This window comes from Oryzisolibacter sp. LB2S (assembly GCF_040732315.1).
Taxonomy (GTDB): Bacteria; Pseudomonadota; Gammaproteobacteria; order Burkholderiales; family Burkholderiaceae_C; genus Alicycliphilus; species Alicycliphilus soli.
In genome coordinates, this window is sequence record NZ_CP160388.1 from 228,482 (window position 1) to 242,290 (window position 13,809).

The 13,809-nt window shown below is 68.2% G+C and carries 12 protein-coding genes and 2 pseudogenes; 9 read left to right on the forward strand and 5 right to left on the reverse strand.

Features of this window, described 5'->3' with window-relative positions:
- The first annotated feature begins 11 nt into the window (after positions 1-11).
- A complete protein-coding gene (bioB, locus tag ABUE11_RS01035; RefSeq protein ID WP_367067133.1) occupies positions 12-1,076 on the forward strand; it encodes a biotin synthase BioB in 1,065 nt (354 codons plus the stop codon).
- A gap of 45 nt (positions 1,077-1,121) precedes the next feature.
- Here bioB and ABUE11_RS01040 read toward each other — a convergent pair.
- A pseudogene (locus tag ABUE11_RS01040) lies at positions 1,122-1,427 on the reverse strand (IS110 family transposase); the annotation flags it as partial.
- Positions 1,428-1,577: 150 nt separating this feature from the next.
- Between ABUE11_RS01040 and ABUE11_RS01045 the strand changes: the two are divergent.
- A complete protein-coding gene (locus ABUE11_RS01045; RefSeq protein ID WP_367067134.1) occupies positions 1,578-1,994 on the forward strand; it encodes an ester cyclase in 417 nt (138 codons plus the stop codon).
- Positions 1,995-2,061: 67 nt separating this feature from the next.
- Here the strand turns inward: ABUE11_RS01045 and ABUE11_RS01050 are convergent.
- Positions 2,062-2,262, reverse strand: a pseudogene (locus ABUE11_RS01050) (hypothetical protein); the annotation flags it as partial.
- Between the two features lie 168 nt (positions 2,263-2,430).
- A complete protein-coding gene (locus ABUE11_RS01055; RefSeq protein WP_367067136.1) occupies positions 2,431-3,972 on the reverse strand; it encodes a YifB family Mg chelatase-like AAA ATPase in 1,542 nt (513 codons plus the stop codon).
- A 136-nt stretch (positions 3,973-4,108) separates the two neighbouring features.
- On the opposite strand from ABUE11_RS01055, the gene ABUE11_RS01060 reads away from it, so the two are divergent.
- The 7 genes from ABUE11_RS01060 to ABUE11_RS01090 all read left to right on the forward strand — a co-directional run bounded on the left by ABUE11_RS01060 (position 4,109) and on the right by ABUE11_RS01090 (position 11,381).
- The gene (locus tag ABUE11_RS01060; RefSeq protein WP_367067138.1) at positions 4,109-4,840 is read left to right on the forward strand and encodes a TorF family putative porin; all 732 of its coding nucleotides are present in this window, start codon (positions 4,109-4,111) and stop codon (positions 4,838-4,840) included.
- A 20-nt stretch (positions 4,841-4,860) separates the two neighbouring features.
- The gene (glnK, locus tag ABUE11_RS01065) at positions 4,861-5,199 is read left to right on the forward strand and encodes a P-II family nitrogen regulator (protein ID WP_367067139.1); all 339 of its coding nucleotides are present in this window, start codon (positions 4,861-4,863) and stop codon (positions 5,197-5,199) included.
- Between the two features lie 22 nt (positions 5,200-5,221).
- On the forward strand, positions 5,222-6,637 hold the full coding sequence (gene amt, locus ABUE11_RS01070; protein WP_367067141.1) for an ammonium transporter: 1,416 nt from the start codon (positions 5,222-5,224) through the stop codon (positions 6,635-6,637).
- Between the two features lie 152 nt (positions 6,638-6,789).
- Positions 6,790-7,911 carry a glycolate oxidase subunit GlcE gene (glcE, locus tag ABUE11_RS01075; protein ID WP_367067142.1) on the forward strand — a complete coding sequence of 374 codons (1,122 nt, stop codon included), beginning with the start codon at positions 6,790-6,792 and terminating at the stop codon, positions 7,909-7,911.
- A gap of 73 nt (positions 7,912-7,984) precedes the next feature.
- On the forward strand, positions 7,985-9,223 hold the full coding sequence (gene glcF, locus ABUE11_RS01080) for a glycolate oxidase subunit GlcF (protein WP_367067143.1): 1,239 nt from the start codon (positions 7,985-7,987) through the stop codon (positions 9,221-9,223).
- Between the two features lie 52 nt (positions 9,224-9,275).
- Positions 9,276-10,118 carry a ProQ/FINO family protein gene (locus ABUE11_RS01085; protein ID WP_367067145.1) on the forward strand — a complete coding sequence of 281 codons (843 nt, stop codon included), beginning with the start codon at positions 9,276-9,278 and terminating at the stop codon, positions 10,116-10,118.
- Positions 10,119-10,616: 498 nt separating this feature from the next.
- Positions 10,617-11,381, forward strand: a complete 765-nt coding sequence (locus tag ABUE11_RS01090) for a PEP-CTERM sorting domain-containing protein (RefSeq protein ID WP_367067146.1) — start codon at positions 10,617-10,619, stop codon at positions 11,379-11,381.
- A 106-nt stretch (positions 11,382-11,487) separates the two neighbouring features.
- Here ABUE11_RS01090 and ABUE11_RS01095 read toward each other — a convergent pair whose 3' ends face one another.
- Positions 11,488-12,363 (reverse strand): DMT family transporter, encoded by an 876-nt coding sequence (locus ABUE11_RS01095; RefSeq protein ID WP_367067147.1) that lies wholly within the window; start codon positions 12,361-12,363, stop codon positions 11,488-11,490.
- 55 nt (positions 12,364-12,418) lie between these two features.
- Positions 12,419-13,696, reverse strand: coding sequence for a lysophospholipid transporter LplT (lplT, locus tag ABUE11_RS01100; RefSeq protein ID WP_367067149.1), 1,278 nt, complete (start codon positions 13,694-13,696; stop codon positions 12,419-12,421).
- Positions 13,697-13,809 lie beyond the last annotated feature (113 nt).

Here is a 13,809-nt window from a genome sequence, read left to right on the forward strand (position 1 = left end):
ATTTCGCCACAATGCGCGCCATTGCGCCCAAGGAGAAATCGCCCATGACCCATGCCACGCCCACCCAGGATGCCGCCGCACGCCCCATGCAATGGCATGCGCCCGCCCGCCCCGCCGCCGCACCGGCCAACGCCCGCTGGACGGTGGAGGCCATCCAGGCCCTGCTGGACAAGCCGTTTCTGGACCTGCTGTTCCAGGCCCAGACCGTGCACCGCGCCCACTGGCCCGCGGGCGAGATCGAACTCGCCACGCTTCTGTCGGTAAAAACCGGCGGTTGCCCCGAGAACTGCGGCTATTGCCCGCAATCCGCGTCTTTCGAGACCGGCGTCAAGGCCGAGAAGCTCATGAGCGTGGAAGAGGTCACGCGCGCGGCACAGGCCGCCAAGGACGCGGGCGCCACGCGCTTTTGCATGGGCGCGGCCTGGCGCGCGCCCAAGGACCGCGACATCGAGAAGATGAACGCACTCATCGGCGCCGTGAAGGGCCTGGGCATGCAGACCTGCGCCACGCTGGGCATGCTGCAGCCGCACCAGGCGCGCGCGCTGCGCGAGGCCGGCCTGGATTACTACAACCACAACCTGGACACCGCGCCCGAGTACTACCAGGACGTCGTGAGCACGCGCCAGTACCAGGACCGGCTGGACACGCTGCAGGCCGTGCGCGACGCCGGCATCAACGTCTGCTGCGGCGGCATCATTGGCATGGGCGAGGAGGTGGTGCACCGCGCGGGCCTGATCGCCCAGCTCGCCAACATGGACCCCTACCCGGACTCCGTGCCCATCAACAGCCTGGTGCCCGTGCCCGGCACGCCGCTGGCCGACAGCGACCCCGTCGACCCGCTGGACTTCGTGCGCGTGATCGCCGTGGCGCGCATCACCATGCCGCGCGCGCGCGTGCGCCTGTCGGCCGGGCGCCAGCAGCTCGGCGAGGCCGTCCAGGCCCTGTGCTTCATGGCGGGCGCCAACTCCATCTTCTATGGCGACAAGCTGCTCGTGACCGGCAACCCCGACGTGCAGGCCGACACCGACCTCATGCGCAAGCTCGGGCTCAAGGGGCTGGAGGTGGCCGGGGGCTGAGGCGGCTGCTCCGTCAGGCCAACATGCCTGACTGGCGAAGTGCCTGACGGCCTCGCGGATGGCGTCGGCGGCGTCGTTCTTGCAGCGCTTGCCCGAGAGGCGGCAGGGGGCGACGAATTGGGGGGGCATCAGGCGCACGCTGTGGCCGAGCCTCTCAAATTCACGCGTCCAGTGGTGCGCGCCTGAGCACGCTTCCATGCCGATCAGGCACGGCGGCAGGCTGGCGATGAGTTTGAGCAGCCTCTCGCGCGCCACGCTGGGGCGCACCAGTGCCGGTTTGTCCGATGCGTCCACGCCGTGCACGGCGAAGGCGTTCTTTGCCAGATCGATGCCTACGGTTAGGATGGTCATGGACTCTCCCTTTCTCACAACGAGTGCGTCGATGAGAGATTGCACTTCCTATCGTGGCACTTTGATGCCGTATCCCGCAACTGCGCGGATCACTCGGGACGGGGAAGTCCAGTTCATTCGTTAGGCGACACAATCCACGTCAGCGCATCCATGCAGGTAAACAGCAAGTCCGTCGTCCGCGCCTTCGTTGATGCGATCAATGCGAAAGACTGGGCTCGCCTCCGCGCTGTTCTTGCTCCTGAGTTCAGGCGTCACAGCGTCGCCGCCGGCGAACCGGGTGTTCGTTCGGCTGAGGATCTTGTTGCTTTCCTGGTGGCGGAGTACGCAACGTTTCCCGACGCCCACGAAACTCTGCTTGACCTCGTGGCAGAGGGAGACAAGGTTGCCGCACGCCATCTGTTTCGTGGCACGCAGCTTGGTCCCATGGGTCAGTTCCCGCCGTCGGAAAAGGTGCTTGAAGCCACCTATCTCGCGATCTACCGTCTCGAGAACGGGCGCATCGTTGAGGCATGGGCCGAGTGGGACAACCTTGCTGGGCTCAAGCAGCTTGGTCACAGTGCAGACTAACTGTTTACCGGGACTTCCCACATAGTCAACAAGCGCAGGCCATCGACATTCCTTGGTGACGGTATTTCTACGTTGACGCGAAGAGACGATGCTGCAAACGAGGAACAGACGGCACATCTGCTGACGGTCTTGTTGCACCGCTTCGGTGGTGCGGATCCAGCACGGCCCAGCACATGCGGGCGTTCTTGGCTGCGATGGCCACCACGGCCCGCCAGTAGCCGCGTCGCTCTGTCAGGCCGCGCGCCCAGTGGCTCACGCAGTCTTGTTTGGGCGTTCGGGTGAGTCAGCATTCACACGATGTCACCTCATTCCGGCGAAAGCCGGAATCCAGGAATCGCGCAGCGCCCAAACCGAACGGTGAACCGAGGCATGTTTCTAATGAATATTGCCTCAATGTCAATACCGTCAAGCGTTGATAGCTATGTAAAGGCTAGCATCAACTGCCCTGTGCACGCAGCACCCGCCGGTACTGTATGGCCTCGGCCACATGAGCCACGCTCACCGGGCCCGAGCCCGCGAGGTCGGCAATCGTGCGCGCCACCTTGAGGGCGCGGTGCGTGCCGCGCGCCGACCAGGCCAGGCGTGTGGCGGCCGTCTGCAGAAAGCGCGCGGCGGCCTCGTCGAGCGCCACCACCTCGTCGAGCTGACGGCCCTGCAGTGCCTGGTTGGGCATGCCCTGGCGCTTGAGCGCACGCTCGTGCGCCTGGGCCACGCGCTCGCGCACGGCGGCGCTCGATTCCCCGGCGGGCGCACCCAGCAGCTCCGTGGCCGGCAGCTGCGGCACCTCCACATGCAGGTCTATGCGGTCGAGCAGCGGGCCGCTCAATTTGCCCTGGTAGCGCGCCACCTGGTCGGGTGTGCAGCGGCAGGCGCGCTGGGTGGAGCCGGCAAAGCCGCAGGGGCAGGGGTTCATGGCGGCGACGAGCTGAAAGCGCGCCGGGAACTCGGCGCGCTGCGCCGCGCGCGCGATGGTGATGCGCCCGCTCTCGAGCGGCTCGCGCAGGGCCTCGAGCGCGCTGCGCGCGAACTCCGGGAACTCGTCGAGGAACAGCACGCCCTCGTGCGCGAGCGAGATCTCGCCCGGCCGCGGCGGCGAGCCCCCGCCCACCAGGGCCACGGCGCTGCAGCTGTGGTGCGGGCTGGCCGTCGGGCGTTGCATCCACTGCTGCGGTGTGAAGCGCCCGGCCAGGCTGGCGATGGCCGCGCTCTCGAGCGCCTGCTCCACCTGCATGGGCGGCAGCAGGCCAGCAAAGCGCTGCGCGAGCATGGACTTGCCCGAGCCCGGCGGGCCGACAAGCAGCAGCCCATGTGCTCCTGTGGCCGCGATCTCCAGCGCGCGCTTGGCGGCGGCCTGGCCCTTGACGTCGGCGAGATCGGGGCCATCGGCATGGACTGCGGGCGGCGCGGCCACCATGCGCCGCCAGCCGTCGTCGTCGCCCTCGGGTTCGGGTTCGGGCGTGCTGCCCGCGGGCAGAAAATGCCGCACCACGTCCAGCAGGTGGCGCGCGCGCCAGATCTCGGCGCCGGGCACCAGGGCCGCCTCCTCGGCGCTGCCCGGCGGCAGCACCAGGCGCAGCTGCTGCGCGCGCAGCGCCAGGCTGGTGGCCAGGGCGCCGCGCACCGGGCGTAGTTGGCCCGACAGCGACAGCTCGCCCGCAAACTCCCAGCCGCCCAAGCGCGCCGGGTCAATCTGCCCGCTGGCGGCCAATATGCCCAGCGCGATCGGCAGGTCGAAGCGCCCCGAGTCCTTGGGCAGGTCGGCCGGCGCCAGGTTCACGGTGATCTTCTTGTTCGCGGGGAACTCCAGGCCCGCGTTCTGCAGCGCCGAGCGCACGCGCTCGCGCGCCTCCTTGACCTCGACATCGGCCAGGCCCACGAGCGCAAAGCTCGGCAGGCCGTTGGCCAGATGCACCTCCACGGTGACGCTGGGCGCCTGCAGGCCCAGCAGGGCGCGGCTTTGCACCAAAGCAAGACTCATGGCGTGAACCCTCCCCAACTTGGTGCATGGCGCCACGGCGTCCATGCGTGTTTGCAGCCAAATGTACCTGTGATTGGGGTTGGCACGGTCTGTGCATTGAGCGCTGTACCTGCTTTCAACACCTATCGGAGGATCCATGCCCTACGCAACCCTGAAGTCCCTGAGCCTGGCCCTTGTGGCGGCCGCCATGCCCATGCTGGCCAGCGCCGAGCTGACGGCCAACGTCTCGCTGACGAGCAACTACAAGTTTCGTGGTCAGGACCAGGACGTGAACCGCATCAAGGGCTTCAACCCGGCCATCCAGGGGGGCTTCGACTACACCTTTGGCGAGAGCGGCTTCTACCTGGGCAACTGGAACTCCAGCGTGGACTGGCTCGCGGGCAATTCCATCGAGTCCGATTTCTACGGCGGCTACAAATTCAAGGCCGGCGAGGTGGATCTGGACGTCGGTGCGCTCACCTACCTCTACCACGGCAACAACAACGGCAACACCACCGAGCTGTACGGCGCGGCCACCTGGGGCCCGTTCACGGCCAAGTATTCGCACACCGTGTCCAAGGACTACTTCGGCTGGGCCGGCGCCAAGTCCTCGGGCAACCGCGGCCGCGGCACGGGCTATCTGAACCTGGCGTTCGCCAAGGAAGTGGCGCCCGCCGTCACGCTCAAGGCCGCCGTGGGCTACACGCGCTTTGCCGGCGACATCAAGGACCTGGGCGTGCCCAACTATGTCGATTACAGCCTCGGCGGTGCCTATGACTTCGGCTCCGGCCTGTCGCTGTCCGCGGCCGTCGCGGGCGCCAACAAGAAGGGCTTTTTTGGCGACGCGAACAAGGCGCGCCTGATCGTCACCCTCACCAAGACCCTGTAATTCTTCAAAAGGAGCCGGTCATGAAAATGATCACCGCCGTCATCAAACCCTTCAAGCTCGACGAGGTGCGCGAGGCGCTGTCCGACATCGGCGTGCAGGGCATCACCGTCACCGAGGTCAAGGGCTTTGGCCGCCAGAAGGGCCACACCGAGCTCTACCGCGGGGCCGAATATGTCGTGGACTTCCTGCCCAAGGTCAAGGTCGAGGCCGCCGTGGCCGACGAGCTGGCCGAGCGCGTCATCGAGGCCATCGAGGGCGCGGCCCGCACCGGCAAGATCGGCGACGGGAAGATCTTCGTCTCCGACCTGGAGCAGGTCGTGCGCATCCGCACCGGCGAGACCGGTGGACAGGCCCTGTAACCCCCAGTCACGGAGATTTGCCATGAGAAAACTGATTGCTTCCCTGGCTCTGGGCCTGGGCCTGCTGATGGGCGGCGGCGCCGCCCTGGCGCAGGCGCCCGCCACGACCGAACCGGTGGCCGAGGCGGCCGCCGCCGCACCCGCACCCGATGCGGCGCCCGCCGCAGCCCCGGCCCCCGCCGCCGAGGCCGCGCCGGCCGAGGCCCCCGCGCCCAAGATCGACTCGGGCGACACGGCGTGGATGCTCACCTCCACGCTGCTCGTGATCCTCATGATCATCCCGGGCCTGGCCCTGTTCTACGGCGGCCTGGGCCGCGCCAAGAACATGCTGTCGGTGCTGATGCAGGTGTTCGTGGTGTTCTCGCTGGTGTCGCTGCTGTGGGCCCTCTACGGCTACAGCCTGGCGTTCTCGGGCGAGGGCAAGTTCTACGGCGACTTCGCCAAGGTCTTCCTCAAGGGCGTGAGCATGGAGACCTTTGGCGCGCTGCCGACCATCCCCGAATACGTGTTCCTCGCCTTCCAGGGCACGTTCGCGGCCATCACCGTGGCGCTGGTCGTGGGCTCGTTTGCCGAGCGCATGCGCTTCTCGGCCGTGCTCATCTTCGCCCTGCTGTGGTTTACCTTCAGCTACGTGCCCATGGCCCACATCGTCTGGGGCGGCGGCCTGCTCGGGGCTGACGGCGCGCTCGACTTCGCGGGCGGCACCGTGGTGCACATCAACTCCGGTATCGCCGGCCTGGTGGGCGCCTACATGGTGGGCAAGCGCATTGGCTTCGGCCGCGAGGCGTTCACCCCGCACTCGCTGACGCTGACCATGGTCGGTGCGTCGCTGCTGTGGGTGGGCTGGTTCGGCTTCAACGCCGGCTCCGCCGGTGCCGCCAACGCTGCCGCGGGCCTGGCCTTCGTCAACACCGTGCTGGCCACGGCCGCCGCGACGCTGAGCTGGAGCGCCGGCGAGGCGCTGCACAAGGGCAAGGCCTCGATGCTGGGCGCGGCCTCGGGCGCCGTCGCCGGCCTGGTGGCCGTGACGCCCGCCGCCGGCTTCGTCGGTCCCATGGGCGCCATCGTCATCGGTCTGATCGCCGGCCTGGTCTGCCTCTGGGGCGTGAGTGGCTTGAAGCGCATGCTCAAGGTGGACGACGCCTTCGACGTCTTCGGCGTGCATGGCGTGGGCGGCATCGTCGGCGCCATCCTCACCGGCGTGTTCGCGGCCCAGGGCCTGGGTGGTACCGGCGGCCTCACGCCCGACACCTTCAGCATGGGCGCGCAGGTGTGGATCCAGGTCAAGAGCGTGCTGTTCACCATCGTGTGGTCGGGTGTGGTGTCCTTCATCGCCTACAAGATCGCCGACCTGATCGTGGGCCTGCGCGTCTCCGAGGAGGACGAGCGCCAGGGCCTGGACATCACTGCCCACGGCGAGACGGCCTACCACCGCTGAGTCACACCGACCAACCTACCCTCCAAGGTGTTTGGGCCCGCTCCATGCGGGCCCTTTTTTCGCCCAGCGCCGCCGTGTTCACGCCCGGCGTTCAAAAAAATCAAAACCGCCCGGGGCGTCGTTTCGGGGCTGCGGCAGTACCATCGCCCCCCATGCAAGCCGCCCTCAGCCAGATCATCGACCGCGTGCGCGACAGCGCCGCGCGCCATGCCCCGCTGCGCATCTGCGGCGGTGGCACCAAGGACTTTCACGGCCCGGGCGCGCCGCACCATGTGGGCGAGCGGCTGGAGATGCGGCAGCTGGCGGGCATCGTGAGCTACGAGCCCAGCGAGCTTGTGGTCACGGCCCTGGCGGGCACGCCGCTGGCCGAGCTGGAGGCGCTGCTCGCCCAGCATGGCCAGAGCCTGCCTTTCGAGCCGCCGCGCTTTGCCAGGGGCGGCGCAGCCGTGGGCACCGTGGGCGGCATGGTTGCGGCCGGCCTGTCGGGCCCGGCGCGCGCCAGCGTGGGCGCGGTGCGCGACTACGTGCTCGGCGTGGAGATCATCAACGGCCGTGGCGAGCTGCTGCGCTTTGGTGGCCAGGTCATGAAGAACGTGGCCGGCTACGACGTCTCGCGCCTCATGGCCGGCAGCTGGGGGCAGCTGGGCATCCTCACCGAGGTCAGCCTCAAGGTGCTGCCCGTGCCGCCGGCCGAGGCCACGCTGCGCTTTGACTGCGACCAGGTCGAGGCGCTCGCGCGCCTGAACGCCTGGGGCGCAAAGCCCTTGCCGCTCAACGCCAGCTGCTGGGTCGAGGAGGGCGGCCAGGGTCGGCTCTACGTGCGCCTGCGCGGCGCGCGCGCGGCCGTCGATGCCGCCTGCCGCGGCATGGGCGGCGAGCTGCAGGACGCGCCCAACGTGCCGGACGACTGGCAGGCCTGCCGCGACCAGCGTCTGCCCTGGTTCACGCAGCGTGCGCCGCAGCACGCGCTGTGGCGCCTCTCGCTGCCGCAGACCGCGCCCGCGCTGGTGCTGCCGGCGGGTGTGGCGGCGCCGCTCATCGAATGGCATGGCGGTCTGCGCTGGGTGCAGGCCGCGCCGGAGCAGGGCGCGGCGCTGCGCCAGCTGGCCGCGCAGGTCGGTGGAAGTGCTTCTCTTTTCGTAGCTTCCGGCGCCCAGCAGAATGGCGATGGGGCCGGTTTTGATCTTGGTTCTGCGGCCCTGGTCGGCATCCACAGACGGCTCAAGGACGCGTTCGATCCGGCCGGCATCTTCAACCCCGGCCGACTGCTGTAAGCCGGCGCCCATCGCCACATGCGCGCGCCCGCCCGGCCGGCGCCGCGCGGAGCCATTGAGTTAAGGATTCACCATGCAGACCCAGCTCGCCCCCGAGTACCAGAACACCCCCGAGGGCCAGGAGGCCGAGGCCATCCTGCGCAAATGCGTGCACTGCGGCTTTTGCACCGCCACCTGCCCCACCTACCAGTTGCTCGGCGACGAGCTCGACGGCCCGCGCGGGCGCATCTACCTGATCAAGCAGGTGCTCGAGGGCCAGGCGCCCACGCGCAAGACCCAGCAGCACCTGGATCGGTGCCTGACCTGCCGCAACTGCGAGAGTACCTGCCCGAGCGGCGTGCAGTACGGCCACCTCGTGGACATAGGCCGCAAGATCGTCGAGGAGAAGGTGCCGCGCCCGCTCGCCGAACGTGCGACGCGATGGGTGCTCAAGGAGGGCCTGCCCTCGCCGCTGTTCGCGCCGGCCATGAAGCTGGGCCGCAGCGTGCGCGGTCTGCTGCACGAGCGCCTGCGCGCCAAGGTGCCTGTGCACCAGGATCCGGGCAGCTGGCCCGCACGCACGCATGCGCGCAAGGTGCTGCTGCTCGAGGGCTGCGTGCAGCCCTCCATGGCGCCCAACATCAACCATGCGACGGCGCGTGTGCTCGACGCCGCGGGCATAGAGACCGTGGTCGCGCGCGAGGCCGGCTGCTGCGGCGCCGTCAAGTTCCACCTGAACGATCAGGAGGGCGGGCTGGCCCAGATGCGCGCCAACATCGACGCCTGGTGGCCGTACATCGAGCGCGGCGAGGTCGAATGCATCGTCATGAACGCATCGGGCTGCGGCGTCACGGTCAAGGAATATGGCCATTTGCTGCGCCTGGACCCGCAGTACGCCGACAAGGCCGCGCGCGTGAGCGGCCTGACGCGCGACCTGTCGGAGCTGCTGCCCGACCTGGTGCCGCTGCTCAAGGACCGCGTGCGTCCGGCCGGCCGTGCCTTTGCCTACCACCCGCCCTGCACGCTGCAGCATGGCCAGAAGCTGCGCGGCGGCGTGGAGCGGCACATGGCGGCGCTGGGCTTTGAGTTGCGCGTGGCGCGTACCGAGTCGCACCTGTGCTGCGGCTCGGCCGGCACCTACTCGGTGCTCAACCACGAGATCTCCCACCAGCTGCGCGACCGCAAGCTCGGCGTGCTCGGCGCGGCCTTTGCCGAGGAGCCGCCCGCGGCGATTCTGTCGGCCAACATGGGCTGCATCACCCACCTGCAAAGCGGCACCGAGATCCCCGTGCGCCACTGGATCGAGCTGCTGGACGAGGCATTGCTGGCATGATGGCGGGTTTTGACCCGCCGCGCGCTAGCTGCCATGCCGCGCGCCATTGAGCATGAACGACAACGTCACCTCCGACCAAGTCACGCAGCAGGCCAGCGCCGAGGCTGCATCGTCCACCCCCGCCATCGCTCCCGTGGCAGACGCCGCGCCGCAGGCCGCCGAGCCGGGCCGGCCCGCAGGGCGCCGTGGTGGCCGTGGTGGCCGTGGTGGGCGCCGCCGTGGCGGCGAGCGCCGTGAACCGGCCGCGCAGGACGGTCAGGCCACCCCCGCGCCGGAGAAGACCGGCGCAGCCCGCCCCCAGCCGCGCCGCACCCACCTGCTGCTCGAGCAGCTCGCGGCCTGGTATCCGCAGCTCTTTGGCGCGCAGTTCCTGCCGCTCAAGCGCGGCATCTTCCACGACCTGATGGCCGCCCATGGCGAGGCCATCGACAAGGACGCGCTCAAGCTCGCGCTCTCCATCCACACGCGCTCCACGCGCTACCTGAACGCCGTGGCCCAGGGCATGAAGCGCCACGACCTGCAGGGCCAGCCCGTGGAGGACATGGCGCCCGAGCATGTGCACCACGCGCTGCTGGAGGTGTTTCGCCGGCGCAAGCCGCGCGAGGGCGAGGACCTTGCGGCCACGCTGCGCCGGCGCATCGCCCAGGCCTTCGAGGCCTCGGGCCTCACGCGCGAGGCCTATGACGCCCTCGTGCGCGGCCGCGACGAGCGCGCCAACGCCCTGCTCGACGAGGCCTTTGCCGAGGTCGCCGAACGCGACGCCCGCGCCGAGGCCCTGGCGCGCGCCTTTGAGGCCAGCGGCGCCACGCCCGCGCAGTTCGCCGACATGTACGGCATGGATGTGCACGCCGTGCAGCGCGCGCTGGCACGCGCGCGCCAGCTGCGCGGCGCCTGACGCTGGTCGGAGCACGCCATTGGGCTGGGTAACGGCGCGCTGACGCTGCTGTTCGCCGTCGACGCCCAAGTGCGTGGCGGCCAATCGCTTGAGTGGCGCCGACGGCCATGGGTTGGACGTGGTTCACGCTGTTCGTGACCATCGCCGCAGTGCCCTTGGGGCGCTGCAAACCCCGGCCGATGCGCGAACGTCAATATGAACATCAATCGGGCCGCTTGGCGCGCGTTGGCGCCATGTGTTTCGTCCGGGGCTTCCTGTTGCTCCCCCTCTGCCCTCGAGAAGGCGACGCCTCGAGTGCATCTGAGTCGGTTCAGAGATCGCATCAACGGTGAGTAGTAGCGCGCAGCAATTTGTCGGAATTTTTTACGAGTCAGTCGACAAATTACGTATCAACAAGAAAAAACTCAATGAAATCAACGATATTAATATTTGGCACGAATTGTGCTTTTGGACTTTCGGGTGTCAACCAATTGTCAACGTCACCTGAAAGGAATCGATATGACCAAGAGACTTGTTTCAATGGCCGCTGCGGTTTTGATGACGCTCGGCACATCGGCGTATGCGGGTACATTTGTCAACGGAGGCTTCGAGGACGGCAACCTCGGCGGCTGGACCGGTGGTGGTGGTACCTGGTCTGGGAGCCCCGCAGCACCGGTCAACCCTGCCGTCTATAACGGTGGCACGCCCAACAACACCATCATGAGTGGCGGGACTGATCCTTACACTGGCGCAAACCGGGTCTATACCGGCAACTATTCGGTGCGGGTGAATGACAGCATCAACAACTACTCGGTCTCGACCCTGCGTCAGTCGGTGACCAACTACACGGACAACAGCATCTTTTTTGCCTGGAATGCGGTGCTGGAGGCCTCCCATGGCCTGAGCGACTCCGACTACTTCTCTCTCACCCTGAGGGATGACACGACTGGCACGGACCTGGTGAGCCGTGCCTATAGCTCTGCCGGGGCCATTGGCTCGGGCACTTCGGGCGTGACCTGGACCAACTACAGTGGTTGGTACTCCTCTGGCTGGGTCGTGGAGCAGATTGACCTTCTTGCGCTGAACGCGGTGGGCCATGACTTCACGTTGACGCTGCTGGCCTCGGATTGCCCCTATGGCGGCCATGCCGGCTATGTCTATCTCGACGGCTTCGGCTCCGTCGTTCCGCCCAACGACGTGCCAGAGCCCGGCTCGCTGGCCCTGCTGGGTCTTGGTTTTGCAGGGTTGGTCGCCGCACGCCAACGCCAGAAGAAGGCTGCCTGATTCGAAGGCTGCCTGATTCGAGTGCGCCGCCCAGGCATGCCGGGCGGTGTGCAAGCCAAGGGCCGCAGTCTTGCGGCCTTTTTGCTTTGGCGCGCCTCTCAATCGATCAACGATTTTCCAGGCTTGCCCACAGCGCGGCCAGCACGATGAGCGCGCCGCCGGCGAGCGTGCGCGCGTGCAGCTCGGCCGCGCCCAGCAGTACCGAGGACAGGCTCGCAAACAGCACCTCCGACAGCATCACCACCCCGGTGATGGCCGTGGGCAGCCGCGCCGCACCGTATTGCAGCGCCCAGTTGCCCAGCATCAGCAGCAGGGCCAGTGCCACGGCCACGGCGGCCCAGCGCGGGTCGAAGGCCGGGAAGGCCGGCACCACGCCGAGGGCCGCGCCGGCGCCGGCCCCGACCCAGCCCAGCAGCATGCAGCCGGCAAACATGGCCAGCATGCGCGCGGGGCCGGGCACGGCGTGCAGGCGGCGCAGCAGCACATTGGTCATGGCAAAGGTCAGCCCGCCGATGAGGGCCAGCCCGTCGGCCAGCGACAGGTTGGCCAGCAGGCTGCCCGGGCTGGCTCCCGCCGGCAGCAGCACCAGAGCCACGCCGCCAAAGGCCAGCGCCAGGCGCGCCAGCGCGGCCGGCGTGGGACGCTCGCCCAGCAGGCGCCAGGCCAGCAGCACCAGCCAGGCGGGCATGAGGTAGAACAACAGCACCACGCGCACCACGTCGCCCACCGTGACGGCCCAGTTGAAGGCCATGTTGTTCACGCCCGAGTTCAGCGCCAGCAGCCACAGCCCGGGCTGGGCGAGCAGCGCGCGCAGGCTGTCCGGGCGCGCCAGCAGCATCAGCGCGCACACCAGCGTGTACATGAGCGCCGTGGCCCACAGCGGGTGCAGGCCCGCGGCCTGCATCTGGCGAAAGGGCCACCAGGACAGGCCCCAGAGAAAGGCGTTGCACAGCAGCGCGAAGACGGGCAGGGGGGATTGCATGAAAAAGGCCTTCAACGCCCGCCAGTCAAGCGCCGAAAGCTATCAAAATTGATGTTCAGTGATGGTCGCGCCGCGCCATGCGCCGCAGATGCACCATCTCCTTGGGGTGGTGGCGTACGTTGTGCACATGCCAGCGCAGAATGGCCAGCATGACCAGCGCCACCAGCAGGCCGAAGGCGGTGATGGCGCCATAGGCCGACAGCCCCATCTTGGTGAACAGGCTGTAGAGCACCCCCATGCCCAGGATGGCGGCCTGCTCGTTGAAGTTCTGCACGGCGATGGAGCGGCCCGCGCCCATGAGGTTGTGGCCGCGGTGCTGCAAGAGCGCATTCATGGGCACGACGAGAAAACCGCCCAGGCCGCCGAGCACGATGAGGAAGGGCACGGCCAGCCAGATGCTGTGGATGGCGTTCATGAGCATGACCACCAGCCCCATGGCAATGCCCAGCGGCAGCACGCGCACCGCATGCTCCAGGCGCATGCGCATGGACGCGAGCACCGCGCCCGCGGCCGTGCCTATGGCCACCACACCCACCAGGGACGAGGCCTGGGTGGTGTTGTAGCCCAGGGCCACGGCGCTCCAGGCCAGCACGATGTAGCGCAGATTGCCCGAGACGCCCCAGAACAGCGTGGTCGTGGCCAGCGAGATCTGACCGAGCCGGTCGCGCCACAGGCGCCGGTTGCAGACCCAGAAGTCGGGCAGCAGCGCCATGGGGTTGCGCGGCATGGGGCGCATCGCCACGCCCGTGAGCGGTATGCGCAGATTGATGGCCGCGGCCAGCGCATACACGGGCACCAGGGCCATGATGGCGGCCTCGGCCGGCAGGTCAATGCCCAGGTCCAGGCCCGGCAGGTCCAGCGCGAGCAGCGGCCCGGCGATGTGCGGCGCGACGAGCTGGCCGCCCAGCAGCACGCCGAGGATGATGGAGGTGATGGTCAGCCCCTCGATCCAGCCATTGGCCTTGACGAGCTGCGAGGCCGGCAGCAGCTCGGTGAGGATGCCGTACTTGGCCGGCGAGTAGGCCGCTGCGCCCAGGCCCACCACGCCATAGGCCAGCAGAGGGTGCGAGCCGAACAGCATCATCAGGCAGCCCAGGACCTTGATGGCATTGCTGATGAACATCACGCGCCCCTTGGGCAGGGAGTCGGCGAACGCCCCCACCCAGGGCGCGAGCACCACGTAGAACAGCGCGAACATGGGCACCAGGGCCGCGCGCTGCCATTCGGGCGCGCCATCGGTGCGCAGCAGCTCCACCGCGGTCACGAACAAGGCGTTGTCGGCCAGCGAGCTGAAAAACTGCGCCGACATGATGGTGTAGAAACCGCGCTTCATCGGGTGGCTGGTGGCTCCATCGGCGCGGCCGATGGCTTGTGAGAAATCGAAACACTCCGTGGAGCGACGGGCGGTTATATCACGCAAGGGCGGCGCCACGGTGCCAGAATGCC